This window comes from Sphingomonas paludis (assembly GCF_053502515.1).
In genome coordinates this window covers 1,019,848-1,041,948 of sequence record NZ_CP187558.1, presented here as the reverse complement: position 1 = coordinate 1,041,948, position 22,101 = coordinate 1,019,848, and the positions used below count along the sequence as shown (strand labels likewise).

Annotated in this window: 16 protein-coding genes and 1 tRNA gene; 6 read left to right on the top strand and 11 right to left on the bottom strand. The window is 64.6% G+C overall.

Features of this window, described 5'->3' with window-relative positions; translation table 11 throughout:
- The first annotated feature begins 16 nt into the window (after positions 1-16).
- Together ACPVPU_RS05025 and ACPVPU_RS05020 are read left to right on the top strand one after the other, a co-directional pair.
- Positions 17-2,602, top strand: coding sequence for a fimbria/pilus outer membrane usher protein (locus ACPVPU_RS05025; RefSeq protein WP_448659879.1), 2,586 nt, complete (start codon positions 17-19; stop codon positions 2,600-2,602).
- Entirely contained in the window at positions 2,599-3,450 is an 852-nt protein-coding gene (locus ACPVPU_RS05020) for a hypothetical protein (RefSeq protein ID WP_448659878.1), read from the top strand. Before ACPVPU_RS05025 ends, ACPVPU_RS05020 begins: the two co-directional genes overlap by 4 nt.
- A 12-nt stretch (positions 3,451-3,462) precedes the next feature.
- On the opposite strand, the gene gatB is transcribed toward ACPVPU_RS05020, so the two are convergent.
- From gatB to ACPVPU_RS04995, 5 genes are read right to left on the bottom strand one after another with little or no spacing between them, the layout of a single operon-like run.
- Positions 3,463-4,932, bottom strand: coding sequence for an Asp-tRNA(Asn)/Glu-tRNA(Gln) amidotransferase subunit GatB (gatB, locus tag ACPVPU_RS05015; RefSeq protein ID WP_448659877.1), 1,470 nt, complete (start codon positions 4,930-4,932; stop codon positions 3,463-3,465).
- Between the two features lies 1 nt (position 4,933).
- A complete protein-coding gene (gatA, locus tag ACPVPU_RS05010; protein ID WP_448659876.1) occupies positions 4,934-6,418 on the bottom strand; it encodes an Asp-tRNA(Asn)/Glu-tRNA(Gln) amidotransferase subunit GatA in 1,485 nt (494 codons plus the stop codon).
- A complete protein-coding gene (locus ACPVPU_RS05005) occupies positions 6,411-6,533 on the bottom strand; it encodes a hypothetical protein (protein WP_448659875.1) in 123 nt (40 codons plus the stop codon). The genes gatA and ACPVPU_RS05005 overlap by 8 nt, the downstream gene beginning before the upstream one ends.
- On the bottom strand, positions 6,530-6,817 hold the full coding sequence (gatC, locus tag ACPVPU_RS05000) for an Asp-tRNA(Asn)/Glu-tRNA(Gln) amidotransferase subunit GatC (protein ID WP_448660419.1): 288 nt from the start codon (positions 6,815-6,817) through the stop codon (positions 6,530-6,532). The genes ACPVPU_RS05005 and gatC overlap by 4 nt, the downstream gene beginning before the upstream one ends.
- Positions 6,818-6,855: 38 nt before the next feature.
- On the bottom strand, positions 6,856-8,637 hold the full coding sequence (locus tag ACPVPU_RS04995; protein WP_448659874.1) for a DUF4153 domain-containing protein: 1,782 nt from the start codon (positions 8,635-8,637) through the stop codon (positions 6,856-6,858).
- Positions 8,638-8,747: 110 nt separating this feature from the next.
- On the opposite strand from ACPVPU_RS04995, the gene ACPVPU_RS04990 reads away from it, so the two are divergent.
- The 3 genes from ACPVPU_RS04990 to ACPVPU_RS04980 all read left to right on the top strand — a co-directional run bounded on the left by ACPVPU_RS04990 (position 8,748) and on the right by ACPVPU_RS04980 (position 12,186).
- The gene (locus ACPVPU_RS04990) at positions 8,748-9,857 is read left to right on the top strand and encodes a DUF3089 domain-containing protein (RefSeq protein WP_448659873.1); all 1,110 of its coding nucleotides are present in this window, start codon (positions 8,748-8,750) and stop codon (positions 9,855-9,857) included.
- Between the two features lie 100 nt (positions 9,858-9,957).
- Complete coding sequence (locus tag ACPVPU_RS04985) at positions 9,958-10,902, top strand: Gfo/Idh/MocA family protein (RefSeq protein ID WP_448659872.1); 945 nt, start codon at positions 9,958-9,960, stop codon at positions 10,900-10,902.
- 114 nt (positions 10,903-11,016) lie between these two features.
- A complete protein-coding gene (locus ACPVPU_RS04980; protein WP_448659871.1) occupies positions 11,017-12,186 on the top strand; it encodes an aldose epimerase family protein in 1,170 nt (389 codons plus the stop codon).
- Positions 12,187-12,235: 49 nt separating this feature from the next.
- On the opposite strand, the gene ruvX is transcribed toward ACPVPU_RS04980, so the two are convergent.
- The 4 genes from ruvX to cpdR form a co-directional block, all read right to left on the bottom strand.
- Positions 12,236-12,706 (bottom strand): Holliday junction resolvase RuvX, encoded by a 471-nt coding sequence (gene ruvX / locus ACPVPU_RS04975; protein ID WP_448659870.1) that lies wholly within the window; start codon positions 12,704-12,706, stop codon positions 12,236-12,238.
- A 180-nt stretch (positions 12,707-12,886) separates the two neighbouring features.
- The gene (locus ACPVPU_RS04970; RefSeq protein WP_448659869.1) at positions 12,887-17,578 is read right to left on the bottom strand and encodes a calcium-binding protein; all 4,692 of its coding nucleotides are present in this window, start codon (positions 17,576-17,578) and stop codon (positions 12,887-12,889) included.
- Between the two features lie 406 nt (positions 17,579-17,984).
- Positions 17,985-18,059: transfer RNA gene (locus ACPVPU_RS04965), tRNA-Val, on the bottom strand.
- A gap of 54 nt (positions 18,060-18,113) precedes the next feature.
- Entirely contained in the window at positions 18,114-18,488 is a 375-nt protein-coding gene (cpdR, locus tag ACPVPU_RS04960) for a cell cycle two-component system response regulator CpdR (protein ID WP_448659868.1), read from the bottom strand.
- Between the two features lie 118 nt (positions 18,489-18,606).
- Between cpdR and ACPVPU_RS04955 the strand changes: the two genes are divergently transcribed.
- Entirely contained in the window at positions 18,607-19,464 is an 858-nt protein-coding gene (locus ACPVPU_RS04955; protein WP_448659867.1) for an N-formylglutamate amidohydrolase, read from the top strand.
- A 295-nt stretch (positions 19,465-19,759) separates the two neighbouring features.
- Here the strand turns inward: ACPVPU_RS04955 and ACPVPU_RS04950 are convergent, their stop codons facing one another.
- Positions 19,760-20,551, bottom strand: coding sequence for a SapC family protein (locus ACPVPU_RS04950; protein WP_448659866.1), 792 nt, complete (start codon positions 20,549-20,551; stop codon positions 19,760-19,762).
- A gap of 33 nt (positions 20,552-20,584) precedes the next feature.
- Complete coding sequence (locus ACPVPU_RS04945; protein ID WP_448659865.1) at positions 20,585-22,051, bottom strand: FAD-binding oxidoreductase; 1,467 nt, start codon at positions 22,049-22,051, stop codon at positions 20,585-20,587.
- Positions 22,052-22,101: the final 50 nt, after the last annotated feature.

Sequence of the window (22,101 nt, the reverse complement as noted above, 5' to 3'; positions counted from 1 at the left end):
GCGGACGCGCGGGCCGATGCCTCGCCCTCCCCATTGGTCAGGCCTGATCCGGCGGCTGTTGCTGCTGGGCACGGCGGCGATCCCGACTGCGCTGGAAGCACGCATCCGCGAACCGCTGGCGCTGCGCTCGGGTGACCTGCCGACGGCTGCCGGGACGATCGGCGACGATATGAACGGCATCGGCGCCGGAGTGGCGCCGCCTGCCCCGTCCCCCGCGCCAACCGCACCAACCGCTCCCGCCCCGCCCGAAACGCCAGCCAAGTCACAGGATCGCGGGCCGCGACAGGCAACGCTGGCGCTGCCCGTCGTCACCGAAAACCGGGCACTGGGCACCGTTTCGGCGACGATCACCGAATCAGAACTGGTCAGCGTCGATCCCGCCGGCTTGTCGACCCTGCTGGGTGCGCGCCTGATCGACACGGCCCGCACTGGCCTTGCCGCGCTGGGTGCCGCCCCGGTTACGCCCGACGCCCTGGAACAATTCGGCATCCGCATCAGCCTGGATCCCGGCAGCTTTTCCCTGATCGTCGTCATCAACCCCGATTTCCGCAAGGCCGCGACCTATGTCGCGTCAGGCGATGTCGAGATCAGTGGTGCCCAGCCCGTCGATCCGTCCGGCTTTTCGGCGGGCCTGTCGACCGCACTGGTCGCCACCACCCCGCTGAACCGCGAGTTCGACGTGAATGCCAGCCTGGCCTTCAATGGCTTCGTCAACATCGGCGGGCGCGACGGGCTGAACATCGATTATGGCGGCACCATCAACGGGATCGGTCGCGGCGCATCGCAATTTCAACGCAACCGGATCGTTGCGTTCAAGGATTGGGAAAGCAGCGCGCTCAGGGCATCCGCCGGCGACCTGATCCCCCAACTCCCCCGGCTGGCGGGCACGGCCGACATTGCCGGCGTTTCCCTGGCGCGGGATTATCAGGCGCTGCAGCCGACGCGGAACATCCGGCCGACGGCATCCCGGTCGATCACGCTGGATCGCCAGTCGGTCGTCGAAATCTATGTCAATGGCAGCCTGGTCGAACGGTTTCAGGCCGGGCCGGGGCCGATCGACATCGACCGCATCCCGCTGACCGCCACCAGCAACGACGTGTCGATCGTGGTCGAGGACGCGCTGGGCCGGCGCGAGGTCCAGAATGTGACCTTTGGTTCGGACCTGACCCTGCTGGAGGCGGGCCTCGATACGTTCACGGTCACCGCCGGCTTCCTGACGCGACCGGAAGGCACCGGCTTTTCCTATTCCGGCCGACCCGTCGCCGCCGGTTTCTATCAACGCGGCATTACCCAGTCGATCACCGGCGGCGCGCACCTGGTACTGTCGCAGGATGTCCAGAATGCCGGGGTTGCCGCCGCCATCGGGACGCTGATCGGCGTCGTGTCGGTGGAAACGTCGGTCAGCAACCATCACCTGTTCGGCGGCGGCTATGCCGTTACCGCCAGCTATCGCGGATCGCCCTTTTTCGGGGTCAATACCGACGAGATCGCCACGATCGCGTTCGATTACCGCAGCCGCAACTATGCGGCGCTTGGCCAGTTCGACATCCGCGATTCGTTCAAGTTCGACATACGGGCCGATTACCAGAAATCGGTCAACGATCGCCTTGCCCTGTTCGGCAGCGTCGGCATCAGCGGGCGGTACGATGTGCGCCGTACCGACACATCGCTGACCGGTGGGGTGCGGTTCCGCATCGGACCGCTGATCGCCAGTGCGGCAGCGCGCTATTCGGACCAGGCCTTCAATCGCCGCCAGGTCGGCGGCTTCTTTACCGTGGCGATGCCGCTGGGGCGGACGCAAAGCGTGTCGGGCAGCTACGATACCACCGACAATCGCGGCCGGATCGAATATCGGCGTCAGCGGTCGCTGACCCTGCCCGAGGTCGATTACCGGTTCGGCGCGACCACCACCGACCGCGAACGGAGCCTGTTCGGCAGCTTCGGCTATGGCACCACCCGGTTTGCATCCAATGTCGATGTGCTCAGCACGCTGCCGCGGAACGGACAATCGACGACGGTTGCGACCGCGCGCCTGCAAACCGGCCTGGCCTTTGCGGATGGCACGCTTGCGATCGGCCGCGATGCCGGGCGCGGCTTTGCCATCGTGTCGCGCCATGAAAGCATCGCTGATTCGACGCTCAGCGTCCGCACCAGCGCGGTGGGCCGCGAACTGGCCGTCGCCAACAAGTTCGGCCCGGCGGTCGTGCCGCTGGCGACGCCCTATCGTCCTCAGGTCATCTCGATCGAGGCGCGCGACATCCCCGTCGGTTACGATACCGGTGCCGGCCGCTATCTGCTGCGTGCCGGTGCGCGGTCGGGCATGCACATCCAGTTGGGCAGCGATGCCAACCTGACGGTCATGGCAACGCTGCGCTATGCCGACGAACCGGTCAGCCTGGCCGCCGGGCGGTATGAATCGGTCGACGATCCGGCGGTCAAGGGATCGTTCTTCACCAACCGCACCGGGCGGGCAGTGTTCGAAAAGATGAAGCCGGGCACATACCGGATCTTCATCGATGCGAACAACATTTCCGGCACGATCGAGGTCAAGCAGGGCGACGATGCGCTGGTGTCGCTGGGAATAGTGGAGTTGCAACGGTGATCAGGCTGTTCGGATTCATCGCGGCGATGCTGCTGCTGGCGGCGGCGGCCCCGGCCACGGCGCAACCCTGTTCCAACGGCGCGGTGCTGGCATCGCAGATCGGGCTGGACCAGTACGATCCCGCATCCGCCGTCAATCCGGTCATGCAATTGTCGCTGCGGCTGACGGACAGCGGATGCCGCCCGCTTACCGTCGCGCTGACGCCGCAGGTAGAAAGCAGCTTTCTGGTGCGGGGACCGGGCGGTATCCTCATCTCCCGTCGGGTCCCGTCCACTGCGGTCGAGGTCAACAACCCGGTCCGCACCATCCTGAACCGCGAATCGGTGCAGACGCTGGCCGGTGGCGGCACCGTCACCTTCGATTTCCTGGAATTCGCCAGCGGCCAGTTCGTGCAGGCGGGCCGGTACGAGCTGGTACTGGACGTCAATGTGAACGGGCGGACCAGCACCACGATCACGCTGGTGATCGATGTTGCCCCGGCGCTGCAGATCCTGGGCGACGCATCGGTTGGCACGATCGAGCTGGACCTGGGCAATGTCGATGGCGGCGGCATCGGCCGCAAATCGATCTTCTATCGCAGCAATACCCGTCTGTCGCTGGACATCCTGTCCGACCATGGCGGGCGGATGCGGCACAGCCTGGGCGAACAGTTCGGCTATCTGCCCTACACGCTGCGGGTCGATGGACAGATTGCGCGGCCAACCCCGTCCGCCTCCGTTCCGCTCGGCACCCCCGGCGGGCGACCGGGGCTGAACGAGGTCAGCCTCTTGGTCACGACGCCCCCTGCGCGAGAGGCGTTTTCCGGGCGCTATGTCGACGTGCTGACGTTCAGCTTCACCGCCGACTGAACACCCGGCGGATCAGCCCGCCAGCGCCTTTTTCAACAGGTCGTTGACGACGCCCGGATTGGCCTTGCCACCCATCGCCTTCATCGTCTGACCCACGAAAAAGCCGAACAGCGCTTCCTTGCCGCCGCGATACTGTTCCAGCTGGTTCGGGTTCTTGGCCAGCACTTCGGCAATCACCGCCTCGATCGCACCGGTGTCGCTGGTCTGCTTCAGCCCGCGTTCCTCGACGATCACGCCGGCATCCTGACGGGTTTCCAGCATGATCTCGAACACCTGCTTGGCCAGGCTGCCCGACAGCGTGCCATCGGCGATCAGACCCAGCAGTTCCGCCGCCTGGGCGGGCGTCACCGGGCTGTCCTCGATCCCGACACCCAGCCGGTTGAGCGCGCCGAACAGTTCGCCGGTCACCCAGTTCGATGCCGGAACCGGCTTGGCACCAGCCTCCATCAGCGTGTCGAACCAGCGGGCAATATCGACATCGGCGGTCAGCACCGCCGCATTATAGGGCGTGATGCCCAGCCCCTCGTATCGCGCCCGCTTGGCATCCGGCAGTTCGGGCAGCGAGGCGCGGCATTCCTCTAGGAACGCCTGATCCAGCACCAGCGGCAACAGGTCGGGATCGGGGAAATAGCGATAGTCGTGCGCATCCTCCTTGGACCGCATCGACCGCGTCTCGCCCTTGTCCGGATCGAACAGGCGGGTTTCCTGGACGATCGTACCGCCCGATTCGAGCACCTCGATCTGACGCCGCGCCTCGATCTCGACCGTCTGCATGACGAAGCGGACCGAATTGACGTTCTTGGTCTCCGTCCGGGTGCCCAGCGGCTCGCCCGGCTTGCGGACCGAGACGTTGACGTCGGCGCGCATCGATCCCTGATCCATATTGCCGTCGCACGACCCGACATAGCGAAGGATCGAGCGCAGCTTGGCCAGATAGGCGCCCGCCTCGGCTGGCGAGGCCATGTCGGGGCGGCTGACGATCTCCATCAGCGCGATGCCGGTGCGGTTGAGGTCGACATAGGACATGGTCGGATGCTGATCGTGCATCAGCTTGCCCGCATCCTGCTCGACATGGATCCGCTCGATGCCGATCCGCTTCGGCTCGGGGATGCCCGCCTTTTCATCCGCCTCGATGGTCAGCGCGCCCTCGCCCACCAGCGGGTGATAAAGCTGGCTGATCTGATAGCCCTGCGGCAGATCGGCATAGAAGTAGTTCTTGCGATCAAACCGCGACCATGTGTTGATCTGCGCCTCGATCGCCATGCCGGTGCGCACCGCCTGGCGGATGCATTCGCGGTTCGGCACCGGCAGCATGCCGGGCATCGCAGCGTCGATCAGGCTGACCTGCGTATTCGGCTCCGCCCCGAACGCCGTCGCCGCGCCGGAAAACAGCTTGGCGTTGGACGTGACCTGCGCATGGACCTCGAGGCCGATCACGACCTCCCATTCGCCGGTTTCACCCTTGATGCGATATTCGCTCATCTTACCACCAATCCCCCGGCCGCGCCGTAAAGCCGGCGCGCTGTTCGATCGCTAGGCCCGCGTTCAGCACGCCCTGTTCGTCCAGCGGCTTGCCGATGATCTGAAGCCCAAGCGGCAGGCCGGCCGCGTCCAGCCCGCCGGGCACGCTCATCGCGGGCAGGCCGGCCAGCGACGACGGCACGGTGAAGACGTCGTTCAGATACATGGCCAGCGGATCCGCGCTCTTTTCGCCCAGCGCAAAGGCGGCGCTGGGCGCGGTCGGCGTCAGCAGCAGGTCGCACGTCTCGAACGCCCGTTCGAAATCGCGCGCGATCAGGGTGCGGACCTTCGACGCCTGCGTGAAATAGGCGTCGTAGAAGCCCGCGGACAGCACATAGGTGCCAATCATGATCCGCCGCTTCACCTCGTCCCCGAACCCGGCGGCGCGGGTGGCGGCGTACATGTCCTGCAGGCCAGCACCCTGCGGCAGTTCGCGCGCACCGTAACGGACGCCGTCATAGCGGGCGAGGTTGGACGACGCCTCGGCAGGCGCGATGATGTAATAGGTCGGCAGGGCGTATTTGGTGTGCGGCAGGCTCACCTCCACCACCTCGGCGCCGGCATCCTTGACCCAGGCAATGCCCTGTTCCCACAGCGCCTCGATCTCGGCGGGCATGCCGTCGACGCGGTATTCCTTCGGAATGCCGATCCGCTTGCCGCGCAGGTCGCTGTTCAGCAGCGCCTCCCAGTCGGGCACCGGCAGGTCGAGGCTCGTCGCGTCCTTTGGATCGAAGCCGCTCATCGCCTGAAGCATGATCGCGCAGTCGCGGACATCGCGCGCCATCGGTCCCGCCTGATCCAGCGAACTGGCAAAGGCGATGATGCCGAAGCGCGAGCAGCGGCCATAGGTCGGTTTGATGCCCGCAATGCCGGTGAAGGCGGCGGGCTGACGGATCGAGCCGCCGGTATCGGTGCCGGTCGCCGCCGGGCACAGCCGCGCGGCGATCGCCGCAGACGATCCGCCGGACGACCCGCCAGGGGCCAGCGCCGCGTTACCGCCATCGTTCCGCCGCCACGGCGAGATGACGTTGCCATAGGCGCTGGTTTCGTTGGACGAACCCATGGCGAACTGATCCATGTTCAGCTTGCCCAGCATCCCCGCGCCCGCTTCCCACAATTTGCCGGAAACGGTCGATTCATAGGGCGGCTTGAACCCCTCAAGGATATGGCTCGCCGCGCGGGCCTCCACCCCCTTGGTGCAGAACAGGTCCTTCATGCCGATGGGCACGCCGGCCAGCGGCTTCAGCGCCTCGCCCGCCGCCCGCGCCGCGTCGGCGGCGTCGGCGGCGGCAAGTGCGTGGTCCGGCGTTTCAACCAGAAAGGCGTTGAGCCCCTTTGCAGCGGCAACCCGCGCCACAAAGGCTTCGGCCACCTCACGAGCGGTGAAGTCGCCGGCGCGCACCCCGTCGCGGATGCCCGCAACGGTCAGGTCGGTCAGGTCAGTCATCGAAACCAAATCCGTTCGGGCTGAGCTTGTCGAAGCCCTGCCCTTCTTCGCGTGCAGAAAAGGACAGCGCTTCGACAAGCTCAGCGCGATCGGGGTGTGCGATTGCCGCCATCATTCGATCACCTTCGGCACGCCGAAAAAGCCGTGTTCGGCCACCGGCGCATTGGCGAGCACGGCGTCGCGGACATCGCCGTCGGTGACCACATCGTCGCGCAGGCGCAGCGTGTTGGGGATCACCGCCGTCATCGGCTCGACGCCGGTGCAATCCACTTCGCCCAGCTGCTCGACCCAGCCGAGAATGTTGTTGAGTTCGGGGACGAGCCGCTCGGCATCCTCCTCGGTAATCGCGATGCGCGCGAGGCTCGCGATCTTCTTCACGGTTTGCGTATCGACGGACATGGCTTCGCGGCTAGCGCGGGCGGGCCGCAGGTGCAAGGCTACTCAAAGGCATCGCCGATCGGCACGCCGCCGACGAACACCTGGCGCCGCGTCACGTCCCGCACCTCGACATCGCCCTTGGCCACGCCCGCCGTCGCGGCGGCGATATCCCCGGCGGTTTCGGGAAGACCGGTGCCGAGGATCACCCACTTTCCATCCGTAAAGCGAATCCGCTTTGGCGCTGCGCAATCCGTCCGATAGCCTGCCGCGACGACAAGGCCATCCCCCCTCGCCACGCGATCCGACGGCTTGACCGGCTGCAGGCTTGCGACACAGCCGCCATCCAGCACCAGCCATTCCCCGTCCGGCAGCGCGCGGACGATACAGGGTTTTTCGTCGTCCCCGCACAGCGCATAGCTCGCCGCCGCTTCGACCAGCGATTCGGGCACGGCGGTACTAGCGGGGAGCACCGTCAGCGTCCTGCGGCGCTTGGCAAGGTCCACGGGCGGTTCGAACAATTCCCACCGGCTTTTCGCCGCCAACGCCTGCTTGGCCTTATCCGCAAAGCGACGCTCCCGCCCCAGCCGCTTGACCGCCGCCCGCCCCGGCTCGCCGAAATCGAAGGCCAGCGCCGCCCAGTCCACCTTGTCGGGCTTGGTCCGCCCGTCGCGGATGCGCGCCACCTGATCCCGGGTCGCCAACGCGTTGAAACTGACCAGCGGTGTCGCCAGGATGGCCGCCACAATGCACACGGCCAGCGCGATGCGCAGATTGGCCGACCGGGCCATGCGCGCCCACTGCCCCCGGCCCCGCCCAAGGCTGAACCAATAGGCAAGGCCGACCGTGCAGGCGACGGCTGCGAACACGATCGCCCAGAGCCGTTCCGGCGTCAGGCCATATTGATCGATCCGCAGCCCGATGGCGGTCGCCGCCAGCACCGCTAGCGGAAACATGACCAGCGCCAGCAGGATTGCGCCATAGCGCAGCAGGGGATTGCGCGGTTCGTCCTCCGGCCCGTTGCCGATGATCGCATTGGCGAGGATGAAACAGCCGATGGTGGCGGACAGCAGCAATGCGGCCGCACTGCCCCAGCTTTCCCACAGGCCGGACAGGCCGGTAAACGGCAGCGAGACGAGGAACAGCATCAGCGCCGCGCCCAGCACCGGACCAAGCACGCCCAAGATGGTCATCACCACCCGCTGGAGCAGCCGCACCACCTTGTCCTGTTCGCGGATCAGGCCAAGCCCAGCGCCCCAGGCACCGCCGAGCAGCACGCGCCAGAACCAGTCCTCGCGCAACAGCTCGCGCAGCAGCTTGATGCCGATCAGTGCGAACAGTTCAGACAGCAGGAACAGCATCAGGAAGCTGATGCCGGTGAACACCCAGGCGGCGGCAACCATGACCGCATTGGTCCACGCATGGTCATGGACGCTGCGATAGGGAAACTGGAACCGCCGCCGATCGACGATCCGGACGGACTGGAACAGCGGCGCGGCGATAGCGATGGACAGGATCATGGCCACCATCCGCCACCCCTCGCTGGCGCTCCAGTTCTGGGTCGGCCCGTTCCACAGCGCGATCAGCCCGGCCAGCACGCCGCAGATCAGGGCAAACACGATGGATGCGGTCAGCCGTGCCCGCTCGACCACCAGGCCGAACAGCACGGGCGCGACGACGATGCAGGCCAGCGCGGCGGTGCGCAGTGCGCTTGCATCCATGTTCCGCGTTTCGCCGATGACGGCATGGGCCAGCAGTCCGGCGGCTGCGCCCAGCACGGCCAGGATCAGCGGGCGGTGCCGCATCCCCGTATCGTCGTCGGCCGGAATATCTTGATCGGTCACGCATCACCCCCTGCCAAAGGGCGGGCTTGCATCGGCCTGCCCAAACCCCCACCCATGAACCCGACTCGCGCCGGAGCATGAACGATGCCCAAGCCTAAGGAGGGTGCCGCGTGGCCCGCAAGTTCCTGTATGTCATTGCTGTTCTCATCGTGCTGACCATCGGCGGTGCCCTTGCCTATCGCATCTGGGGCAGCCAGCTGATCCGTGCCGCCCTGGTGCCCTCGACCCCGTTTTCGGCACAGGCGCCCGTTGGCCCCGAACGCTATTCCGACGCATCCATGTGGATTGCGCGGCCGGACTTGCCGGGCAATCCCGCGCAATGGGTGCCGTCCGGCCAGTCGCCCGCCAGCGATCCGGGCGCTGCGATGTTCTACATCCATCCCACATCCTATCTGTCGAAACAGGCATGGAACGCCCCGTTGAACGACCGGGAGGCGAACGACCGCGCCGCCCTGTTCCTGCGGGGACAGGCGAGTGCATTCAACGCCAGCGCCGCCATCTGGGCACCCCGCTATCGCCAGGCGACGTTCGGCGCGTTCCTGACCGATCAGGCGGCGGCGAACCGGGCGCTCGATCTCGCCTATGCCGATGTCGTCGCCGCGTTCGACCGGTTTCTGCTGGACGTGCCGCAGGACCGGCCGATCCTGCTGGCCGGGCACAGCCAGGGCGCATTGCACCTGACCCGGCTGCTCCGCGACCGCGTGGCGGGCAAGCCGCTGGCGGCGCGGATCGTCGCGGCCTATGCGGTCGGCTGGCCGATCAGCCGGACCGCGGACCTGCCCGCGCTCGGCCTGCCCGAATGCGCCCGGCCCGATCAGTCGGGCTGCATCCTGTCCTGGCAAAGCTTTGCCGAACCGGCCGACCCGGCGCTCGTCGTCGAAACCTTTGACCGGACGGCGGGCTATACCGGCGCGGCGCGCGCGGGAACGGCGATGGTCTGCACCAATCCGATCACCGGCATGCCGGACAGTGCCGCACCGGCCAGCGCCAATCTGGGCACGTTGTTCCCGACCAGCGACCTGAACGATGCAATCCTGACCCCCGGCCGGGTTCCGGCGCGGTGCGACGGGCGCGGGTTCCTTCTGATCGGGGCGGGGCCGGATGTCGGTCCCTATGTCCTGCCCGGCAACAACTATCACGTGTTCGATTACAGCCTGTTCTGGGCGAATGTGCGTGCCGACGCGGCCAGGCGGCTGGCGGCATTTCCGCGCCGTCGCTGATCGGCCGGATATCATTTTGTCTGACTAAATGCGCGCCCGCCGCTTGTCGTGCGCGCATCATCCCGGCATAGCCGACACCGCTGACAGGGCTTTGGAGAGGATGCCGATGATCGATAGCGCGCAACCCGTGTCGCTGGGGCTGGTCGGGATCGGCAAGATCGCGCGGGATCAGCACCTGCCCGCCATCGCCGCGACGCCGGGCCTGTCGCTGGACGCAGCCGCCACGCGCAACCCCAAGCCTGGCGACACGATGGTCCGCTACACCAGCCTCGACGCGCTGCTGACCGGCGAGCCGCAGGTCGAGGCGATCTCGCTGTGCACGCCGCCCCAGGGGCGGTTTGCCCAGGCCATGGCGGTGCTGGCGGCCGGTCGCCACCTGATGATCGAAAAGCCGCCGGGTGCCACGGTGCGCGAAGTGGAATTGCTGGCCGAAGAGGCAGCCCGGCGTGGCTTGACCTTCTTCGTCACCTGGCATTCGCGCGAAGCGGCGGGCGTGGAACCCGCCCGGGCCTGGCTGGCCGACAAACAGGTCAGCCGCGTGTCAATTCGCTGGAAAGAGGATATCCGCGTCTGGCATCCCGGTCAGGACTGGATCCTGGAACCCGGCGGGCTGGGCGTGTTCGATCCGGGGATCAACGCACTGTCGATCCTGACCCGGATCCTGCCCCAACCGGTCCATCTGGAATCGGCGACGCTGGACTTCCCGGCCAATCGCGCCGCGCCCATCGCTGCCGAACTGGCGCTGCGTAGCGGCGATGCTCCGATCGATGCGCAGTTCGATTTCCTGCAGACCGGCCCGCAAAACTGGGACATGACGGTGGAAACGCCCGATGGCACCGTCCACCTGTCGCTGGGCGGATCGGTTTTGCGCATCGCCGACGGACCGGAGGAGCGGGCCGAGGATGCGGAATATCGTCGCCTGTACCGGATCTTTGTCGACCTGATCCGCAACGGGCGGAGCGAAGTCGACCTGGCCCCATTGCAACTGGTTGCCGACGCCTTTCTGATCGGGCGCAGGCGCGAGGTCGATGCCTTTGATTTCTAAGGGGTGTTAGCGCAATCATAAAGGGGTTGTGCCCCACCCGACATCATGCGATTCGCTGGGCCGGACAGCGGATTCAGCCAAACTGGACCGGCCATGAGCGAGAGGAGTCGATTGATGCGGAGGGGATGGTTGTTGACGGTGGCGTTGGGCGTATTGGCGACCGGATGTCTGGACGGGTCGAACACGGGCAATACTGCCGATAATGTGACCGCAGCTTCCGGTGCCGGCATCACGATCACCGATACGGCAATGGAAAACCTGCCCGATGGGCGGTTCGTCACCAAATGGGAACTTCGCAACGAAAGCGGCGCCGGCATCACCCTGATGGACCTGGGCGCGACCATCCTCACGCTGGAGGTGCCGGACCGCGAGGGCAAGCTTGCGGACGTCAATTTCGGCTTCGACACCGCCGCCCCCTATCTGACCGACAGCCCCTATTTCGGTGCCGTGGTCGGCCGCGTCGGCAACCGGATCGCCAAGGGACGCTTCACGCTGGAGGGCAAGGAATATCAGCTGCCCACCAATGATGGCCCCAATCATCTGCACGGCGGCACCGTCGGCTTCGACAAGCTGCTCTGGGCCGGACGCCGTGTCGAAACCGACGATGGTCCCGGCGTCCGCTTCACGCTGGTCAGCCCCGACGGGGATCAGGGCTATCCGGGCCAGGTGACGGCGACCGTCACCTATGTCTGGACCGCCGACAACCGGCTGATCATCGATTACGGCGCGGAAACGACCAAGGCGACGCCGATCAACCTGACGCAGCATGCCTATTTCAACCTGGCCGGCGTGGATGCGAAGACCGTTCTGGATCACACGCTGAAGATCGACGCAGACCGCTATCTGCCGGTCGATCCGACCCTGATCCCCACCGGCGAACTGGCCCCGGTCGAAGGAACGCCCTTCGACTTCCGCCAGGCAAAGCCGATTGGCCGGGACATCGGCACGGACAATCCGCAGCTGGAGATCGGCAAGGGATACGACCATAACTGGGTGTTGAACGGGTCGGGCATGCGCGAGGTTGCCGTGCTGGCCCATCCGGGTTCGGGCCGCGTCATGACGATCAGCACGACCGAACCGGGCCTGCAATTCTATTCGGGCAATTTTCTCGACGGCAGCGTGACCGGCAAGGGCGGCAACGCCTATCCGTTCCGGTCGGCGGTGGCGCTGGAAACCCAGCACTTCCCCGATTCGGCCAATCAGCCCGCCTTTCCGGACAGCATCCTGCGTCCTGGCAAGCCGTACAGCACCCGTACGATCCTGGCGTTCTCCACCGCCAAGTAACGCCCATTGGCCCGCCCTTCCCCACAAGGGGACGGGCGGGCCGATCCGGCTATGCCCCGCCGGTCATCGCTAGCGCATCGATCGCGCCCTGCAGGATCAGGGCGGCGGCGTGATTGTCGATCCGCTCCGCCCGCTTCGCCCGGCTCAGATCCTGTTCGATCATCGCCCGTTCGGCAGCAACGGTTGACCAGCGTTCGTCCCACAACAGGATCGGCAGGCCCAGGTCGTCCAGATTGCGGGCAAAGGCACGCACCGACTGGGTGCGCGGACTATCGCTGCCATCCATGTTGAGCGGCAGGCCGATGACGATGCCGCGCACCGACTGACGCCCGATCAGGGCCGTCAACGCCGCCTTGTCCGCCATGAATTTCGTGCGCCGGATCAGTTCGGCCGGGCTGGCAAAGCTCCACTGCGCATCGCAGAGCGCCGTGCCAATCGTCCGAGTGCCCACATCCAGCCCGATCAGCCGCCCGCCACCGGGCAGTAGTTCGAAAAAATCGGCGGCACGCGTCACGATCATGGCAATCGCCTTACCGCCTGCAGCACAGCAAAGTCGAGGCCGACGGCGTTACGTCCGTCTTGCCCGATTGAGTTGCTCCCATGAAACCGAGCCAGTCGAGGTAGCGTCCTTCCGGCAGGCAGAGCTGGTCTCGACCAATCCCAATGTACTGCTTTGTTGATCGTCCCGCGCTACGCCGACTTAGAACAGGAAGTCGGCTGCACCCAGCTGGGATCTTGCTACGCCATTCAGCACGATCAGGTCGCCATTTGGCAAAGCCAGGAAACTGTCGGTTCCATTCTGCCCCAACGCTGCTTCGATCTCCGCATAACTGGAAAAACCGAATGCCCGCAGATCGATCCGATCGACGCCATCTTGGAAATCGCCGATGACGTCGCCGCCGGTGCCGGGGGCAAAGATAAAGATGTCGGCACCCGCTTCGCCGAACAGTACGTCGTTACCGCCCATGCCATTCAGCTGGTCGTCGCCGGCACCGCCGATCAGGTAATTGCCGATGGCATTGCCGACGATCGTGTTGGCCAAGTCGTTGCCGACGCCAAACGGGGTGCTCCCGTCCAAAATCAGGTTTTCGATATTGGCATAGAGGTAATATCCCGCCCCCTGGATGTTCGCTCGCACGGTATCGATGCCCTCACCGGCAAATTCGAACACCAGATCTGCCGGCGTATCGACGTAATGCAGATCGTCGCCTTGCCCCCCATAGAGATAATCGAAGTCGCCTTGCCCGCTGTCGCCGCGCATCACGTCGTTCCCGGCACCGCCAACCAACAGGTCGAACACGAAGCCCTCCCCCCCGATCAGGATATCGTCGCCGGCCTCGCCGTAAACGGCATCGCCGCCCGTACCGCCGTCGATGCTGTCGTTGCCGCCACCGCCGATCAGCGCATCATTGCCGGCATCACCGAAAAGTTGATCGTCGCCAGCCTCGCCATAGACGATGTCGGTGCCGCCGCCCGCCCGGATCGTATCCGTGCCTGCACCTCCCAGGATCGTATTGCCGAACGCGTTGCCCGTGATCACATTGTCGCCGGCATTGCCGACACCGAAAATGGCACCCGCGCCCTCCGCAAGCGTCAGGTTTTCGATGTTGTCGTACAGATAGAAACTGCCGGTAGTCAGGACCGTATCGATGCCCCCGCCGACCAGTTCGAAGATCAGGTCGGCTTGTGCTTCGACGTAGAAAAAATCGTTCCCCTGGCCACCAAAGAGCATATCCGCTCCGCCGCGTCCGTTCAGGACATCGTCGCCGTCCCCGCCCATCAATCGGTCGGTGCCGTCATTCCCGATCAGCTCGTCCTTGTATCGTGTTCCGGCGATGTCGAACCGCTCGATGCCGGTGATTTGCCCAATCCAGTCGGCAGTGGTCCCGGTTCCGTTGAAGAGGTTCAGCCCATCGAACCGGACGCCAATGGTGGAGGTATCGGTCGACGCTCTGACGAAGCTGCCAAAGTCGAGGATCAATTCGTCGTTGCCCGCGCCACCGTCGATCTGGTGGAACATGTCGGCATCGGACAACGTGTCCTCGATGATGCTTGCCCCCAGCTTGATCCGGTCGTTGCCAGATCCCGTGGAGATGTCGTTGATCAGCTCGACATTGAAGATCCCGGCATTGCCATATGCCAGCTGGTTGCCCGTGGCGGTCAGGTCGAACTCGATGTCGCTCGTCGCGTTCCGCAACGCGATCGTCACCCGATCCAGCCCCGCCCCTCCATCGAACCGCCGGGCCAGTCCGTTGAAATACATGAAGTCGCGATAGCGCGTGCCAGTCAGCTGGATCTGCTCGATCCCGGTGATCTGGGCGATCGCATCGTTCAGGGAATCGCTGCCGTAATACAGGTTCAGCCCATCGAACCAGACGCCGCCGGTGGAGGCGTCGATCGACGCTTTGACGAAGCTGCCAAAGTCGAGGATCAGTTCGTCGTTGCCCGTGCCGCCATCGATCTGGTGGAACATGCCGGCATCGGCCACCGTGTCCTCGATGATGCTCGAGCCCAGCTTGATCCGGTCGTTGCCGGCGCCGGTTGCGACATCGTCGATCAGCTCGACATTGAAGATCCCGGCATTGCCATAGGCCAGCTGGTTGCCCGTGGCGGTCAGGTCGAACTCGATGTCGCTCGTCGCGTTCCGCAACGCGATCGTCACCCGGTCCAGCCCCGCCCCTCCATCGAACCGCCGGGCCAGTCCGTTGAAATACATGAAGTCGCTATAGCGCGTGCCAGTCAGCTCGATCTGTTCGATACCCGTGATCTGGGCGATCCCATTGGCACTCGCCGCCCCGCCATAAAACAGGTTCAGCCCATCGAACCGGACGCCAATGGTCGAGGTGTCGGTCGACGCTCTGACGAAGCTGCCAAAGTCGAGGATCAGCTCGTCGTTGCCCGCGCTGCCGTCGATCTGGTGGAACATGTCGGCATCGACCAACGTGTCCTCGATGATGCTCGAGCCCAGCTTGATCCGGTCGTTGCCAGATCCCGTGGAGATGTCGTTGATCAGCTCGACATTGAAGATCCCGGCACTGCCATAGGCCAGCTGGTTGCCCGTGGCGGTCAGATCGAACTCAATGTCGCTCGTCGCGTTCCGCAACGCGATCGTTACCCGGTCCAGCCCCGCCCCGCCATCGAACCGCTGGGCCAGTTCGTTGAAATACATGAAGTCGCTGTAGCGCGTTCCGGTCAGTTCGATCTGCTCGATACCGGTGATCTGCGCAATCCAGTCGGCAGTGGTCCCGGTTCCGTTGAAGAGGTTCAACCCATCGAACCAGACGCCGCCGGTGGAGGTGTCGGTCGACGCTTTGGCCAGGTCTGCCATATTCAGGATCAGCGTATCTAGGCCTGCGCCCCCAGTGACAGATCGAAAGCTCTCCTTGAATGCCGAACCTTCAGCCATCAGGATATCGGAGCCGTCGCCACCGCTTACAGTGCCAGTGCCGCCTGAGAAGAAGACGAAGTCATCGCCTGCGCCCCCGTTTACCGAGCGATTGCCGCTGAGCTGAACGACGAACTCACCGCCGTCGTTGAACGGCAGCTCGTCGAAACCGAGCGCCTTCGCCGCGTCCAGCGTCAACTGCCAATCGCGCAGGACAAAGTCCCGTGCCGCCTTGTCTTCCAGGTTGACCATCTGCATCCCGAACAGGAAGGGATCGGTCTTATGGATGTCATAGACGTCGGCAACGCCCAGGTCGCGGAACAGCACGTCCAGGCTCGGCCGATATCCGGCCTTGTCGAACAGGCTCAGCGCATAGCGGTTGCCGCCTTCAACCTCGAGTGATTGCAACTGGGCAAACACGCCGCGCGCCAGCATTTCTTCGGCGTCGTCGAAGCGCACCCGCCCGCTGCCATTGCCGCTATAGACCAGCTGATCGTTGAAATGGCCATATTCGAAGGGCGCGATCGACTTCACATCTCCGTCGATGATCAGCGTCGCCAGCTGCACTGACGACATTGCAGATTCCGCCAGTCGCTGCGACAGGTCGCGTTGACCGTCATCATCCTCGAAAACGAACTCAGTGACGAATTCGCCCGATACCGGGTCCAGCACGACGCGGTGAAAGGATCTTGGATCGCCGTCCAGCAGATCGAAGATGATCCCACCGGCGACCTGCCCGATGAAATTGCCGATGCCGGGCGCGATAAACCCACCGATGATACCGCCGATGCTGGCACCCAGGTTCGAAAGGTTGAAGGCGCCCCACTGCTGGTCTAGGAATTTGAACAGCTGCCCGGTGATGAAGCTTTGCAGACCGCCTTCGAATACCGACAAAACGTTGCCGCCCAGGACGGTTCTCGAAAAGCTCAGCTCGTAATTGGGATTGAAGCCGAAATAGTTGCGGGCGAAATCCTCTGAAAATCCGAGCAACTCCAGCGACTCGTCGATAAAGACATCGGTCACCGACGAAATCAGTTTGGTGGTGATGAACTGGCCGATCGGATTCTCGATGTCCAATGTCTCGGCCAGCGCATTGCCCAACGCATTGCTCAGCAGATCGACCGACGATTGCGTCAGGTTGCTGACGAATCGGGTAAACGCTGCGCTCGCCGCCAGGCTAGGGCCGTCGATGACCTCCAGCGTGATGCTGTCGCCGATGAAGCCGCCGATCGTCATACCGAACGAACCGGTGATCAGCTGGGCCGCAACCGATTTGTCCCCGTAATAGAGTGCCAGGGTAGATCCGATGTGCCCGGCCGCTTCTCCCATCTTCGTTACGGTTTGAAACAGCGCGACGTCGTCTTTTGTAACGGCCTTGATGATGCTCTCTGCCGTGACGCCACCCCCCAGAAAGCTGAACAGGTTTTCGCTGGGCGGGATCAGGAAGTCCCCAACGCTCTTCGTGAACGATTCGAACCCGAGCACGAGCGCCGACAGCACGATGTCCGATGTGCCGTAATGCAGCTTGTTCAGGTCATATTCGGCGATCAGCGCCTTTTGTTCCGCAGTGCCATTCGCGTATTTGAACCGCAGCACTTCCATGATCAGGCTGATATTGTCGTGAAACGCGGACTCCTGGGCGAGATAGCGGTTATCGGTCCGATAGACGGCCTTGCCTTCGGCACCCGTATATCCCTGGCCTGGGGCTTTCTCCGTAAAATAGCTGGCCGGGATGCCGAACAGACCGGCAAGCGCACCGACGGTTACGGTATGCTGCGGGTCCTGGGCCCGATTTGGAAACGCCGCTTCGGACTCAGTTTCCGGATTTTTGGCGAAATAGGCGTCGAAATCGGCCTTGTTCAGATCGAGGATCAGGTTGGCCATCCTGGCATCCAGCGCCGGATCGTCAAATATCCTGGTCACCAGATCGGTACTGGTTTGGCCGAATATATCCTTGCTGCTCGTCGCATTCAGCCGTTCGGCAACCGCCGCCAGCTTTTCGTTCAAGGCCTGGCTATTCGTAGTTCTGACCCAACGGTTGATCGGAATAGTCATCGCCAGCAACCCCGCAGTAACTGCACGCTCGTGATCGTGCAGAACTGCAGCGCAATCCGCTAGCGCTCGAATCGCGTTCGAAACAAAATATTTTTGCAACTGACATCTTGTGTCAGATAAATGACTTGGCCCTCACAATTGGGCCAAATGTCGAAGGTTACATGGTCCGCCGCTCGAACAGCCAAGAAAAGATCTACGCGGCGAGAGAATACGCCAGCGTCGAATCGGCACTGTTTCGCATGATCGATGAATTGGAAGACCTGGCCCCCGGCACTCTACACCGGAGCGACACCGGAGCCGGTCTACCTGCCATTCAGCCAAAAGAGGCAAAAACGTCAGGATAGACCAGCCATTAAGGTGGTGGGCGTGGCAAGGATTGAACTTGCGACCCCTGCGATGTCAACACAGTGCTCTACCACTGAGCTACACGCCCGCCGGGACGCTGCCCTTAGCCAGCCTGAACGCGGCTGGCAAGCGGCAAACTGGATCAGATCGCGCCGCTTCCGTCGCGTTCGAATAATCGATCCACCTCCAGCACGAGATCGCGCAGGTGAAACGGCTTCGAAAGGATGCGGGCATTGGGCAGCGACTTGCCCGCCTTCAGCGTGACGGCAGCGAAGCCGGTGATGAACATCACCCGCAGATCGGGGGCAATCACCCCCGCTCGCTGAGCCAGTTCGATCCCATCCATCTCCGGCATCACGATATCGGTCAGCAACAGGTCGAACGTTTCGGATTCGAGCAGCGGAATAGCATCGGTGCCGCGATCGACCGCCGATACCGCATAGCCGGAACGTTCAAGCGCACGCGTCAGATATTCGCGCATCCCGCGATCATCCTCGGCGAGCAGGATTCGATGCATGGTAACTCCGGCATTAGTCGACCCGACGGATGTATGCGGCAAGCCCTTAAGATTTTCCAGACGGACCGCCACCGCCAACCCTCTTTCGCGGAGGCGTGCAACCGATTAGCACCGGTGCGTGGGTGCCCCAGATTCATCCCTGCCCTATTGCCTGACCGGAGCCGCCGATCCGGTCTGTCCGGTCATCCTGTCCGTGCCGCATGCTGGGCGCGACTATCCGGCGGAACTGCGCGCGGCGCTGGCCGTGCCGCTGGCTGCACTGCTTCCGCTTGAGGATCGCCATGTCGATGCCGTCGCGCTGGCCGCCCGGCGGGACGAAAGCGTGCTGATCGCCCGCCATGCCCGCGCCTGGATCGATCTGAACCGCAGTGAGGCGGACCGCGATCCGATGGTCGAAAAGGACGCCCAAATCCAGCGGCTGCCCGCCCAATCGGCAAAGGTGCGCAGCGGACTGGGCCTGGTGCCCCGCCGTGCTGGCGCCGCCGGGACGATCTGGCGGCGCCGCTGGACGGGGGAGGAAATCGACCGGCGCATCGTTACCAGCCACCGCCCCTATCATGCCGCGCTGGCAATGCTGATCGGTCGCGCGCAGCGGCGATTCGGATATGCCGTATTGATCGACGTGCATTCCATGCCGCCGCTGAACCCGCGCGGAAGCGCGGCACAGGTCGTGATCGGGGACCGGTTCGGGCGATCGGCCAGTCCCCGGCTGGTGGCGCGGATGGAGCATTGCGTTCGCACCGCCGGCCTGCGCGTTGCGGTGAACACCCCTTATGCCGGCGGGCATCTGCTGGAACGGCATGGCGCGCCCGGGCGGGGCGTCCATGCGGTCCAGATCGAACTCGACCGGTCCCTGTACCTGAACCAGCGGCTGGACCAGCCCGGACCAGGCGTGGCGCGCTGCGCGGCGCTTGTTCGCGCGCTCGTCGACGCGGCGATGGATGAGCTGGCACCCGATCTGCTGGCCGCCGAGTGACCGCCAATAAAAAACCACCTCGTGCAGATGCACGAGGTGGCCAAGGTTCAGGGAGGAGACACGCCAAGGCGTGCCACGCAGGTCCGCGAAAGGGGGAACACGGAAGCGCTGCGCAATTTCAAGATAGGCAAACTGTCCTGCCGGTTCAAGGGGCGGCAGTCATGCGATTCACCGTGTAAAACGACCCGTTTGCAGCGCCCGTTCAACAGCTTGCCCGCAAGCCGGATACCGGCAGTTGCCGGCTTATCGGGGCCGGTCGGACGGCATCCGCCCGATCGGCCCCGATGGTGTGCACTCAAGCCTGCGCTGCCGCCGGCGTGAACTCGACCCCGGGCACCTTGCCCTGCATCGCCTGGCGCTCGAACAGGCTCTGGGCCAGGCTGAGCGAGAACAGATGCGCATAGACCAGTGGCAGCATGCCGTTCTGAGACATCTTGCGCAGCTGATCGCCGCGCAGGTCGGCAAGCTTGCGCTCGTCCACCATCTTGAAGCCGCGATAGACGAACGGTTGCGGCGCGCCGTCCGGCTGAATGGAGATTTCACCGTCCATCAGCAGGTCCAGCGACTTCAGTTCCTGCATGAACGCATTGGTCTTCATGCCCGCCTGTTCGAACTGTTCGTTGAACTGCAGCACGGCCTTGGTCAGTTCGCTGGGCTGGCCATTGTCGAACAGCGCCTGCCCTTCGTCGAACGCGCCGATCACATCCGACTTGGGGTCGAAGCACAGCGACAGTTCATCCGAATTGGGACGCAGCCGGGCCAGCAGGAACGGATAGCGGCGAACATAGGCCGGGATATACAGTCCAGGCTCGGTCAGCTTGCCTTCGCCGTCGAAGAACAGATTGACCCCTTCGTTCAGGCCGAACAGCGCCAGCGGCACCGGCTCGTCGCCCGCCGAAAACACGATCGGCTGACGGCGCTGGACCAGGGGAAACTCCTCGACGGTCAGCGGCACGGCGTGCGTATTGGCCAAGTACGGCGCCAGCGGCGACGGGCGCAGCTTGAAGGTCGCGTGAACCTCGCTCGATAGCGGGGTCAGTTCCTGATAAAACAGCGGCAACGACTGATTTTGCGGCGCGGTGGCCATCCCGATCTCCTGACTTAAAAGCTTTGCGCGCGTCTATGGCACCGGGGCGCGGCCCGCAAGCCTGACCAGCTTGCCGGGGTTGAAGCGCTCGTCCGGATCGAACGCCGCCTTGATTGCTCGCATCGCCGCAAGCCGCGCCGGCGGGGCCAGGCGTTCGAGTTCGGCCAGCTTCATCTGGCCGATGCCGTGTTCGGCGGAAATCGATCCGCCTGCCGCCGTCACCAGGTCATGGACGAACCCCGAAATCACCGGCGCGTCCTGCGCATACCAACGTTCCGGGTCGGCACCGGCGGGTGCGCGGACATGAAAATGCACATTGCCGTCGCCCAGATGGCCGAATGCGGTGGCATGGGTGCCGGGAAAGCGCGATTCGGCCGCCCGGGCGGCATCGATCATGAACCCCGGCATGGCATCGACCGATACGGAAATATCGTGCTGGACTGCGGGGCCTGCCGACCGCTCCGCCTCGGACAGCGAATCGCGGATACGCCAGAATGCCTCTGCCTGCGCCTCGCTGGCAGCGATCACGGCATCGGCGATCGCGCCATCCGCCAGCGACTCGGCCAGCGTCGATTCCAGCCGGGCCGCCATGTCGGTCGAATGGGCGGGATCCGCGACCGTCGCCTCGATCAACGCATGCCAGCGATGGGCACCCGCAACCGGGGACCGGGTACCGGGGATATGCCCCAGCACCAGCGCCAGCGAATCGCCCGGGATCAGCTCGAACCCTTCGACCGGGATTGCCGCCGCCTCGCATCGCCGCAACAGGCGCAGCGCCGCCGCCGGACTGTCCAGCCCGACCCAGGCCACTGCCCGAGCCGCGATGGCGGGCACCAGTCGCAGCGTCGCGGCAGTGACGATGCCCAGCGTCCCTTCCGCCCCGATCAGCAGCTGCGACAGGTCATAGCCGCGATTGTCCTTTTTCAGGGGCACCAGCCCGTCATGGACGGTACCATCGGGCAGCACCGCCTCGATCCCGGCAGTCAGCGCACGCATCGTCCCGAACCGCAGCACCTGGGTACCGCCGGCATTGGTCGACACCAGCCCGCCGATCGTCGCGCTGCCTCGCGCACCCAGCGTCAGCGGGAACCGACGGCCCACCGCCAGTGCCGCATCGTGCAGATCGGACAGAATGACTCCAGCCTCCGCCACGGCCAGCCCGGCCGCCGGATCGATGCTGCGAATGGCATGCATCCGGCGCAGCGACAGGATCAGCGCCGATCCGTCGATGGGCGGCGTCGCGCCGCCCACCATCGACGTGTTGCCCCCCTGCGGCACGATCGCCACGCCGTGATCGGCTGCGGCCCGCACGATCAGTGCCACCTCCTGCGTGGTCGCGGGCGAAAGGATCGCCGGCGACCGCCCGTCATATCGCCCCCGCCAGTCGTGCAGCCAGGGATCGATGGCCTGCAGATCGGTGACGATCGCCGCTGGGGGCAGGCGCTCGGCCAGGGCGGCGATCATGGCGGATTGGGCAGCGGTAGCGGAAGCAAGCGGCATGACCACGCCTTTAACACGCCATTCACTCTTGCGGCCAGTTCATCCGCAGT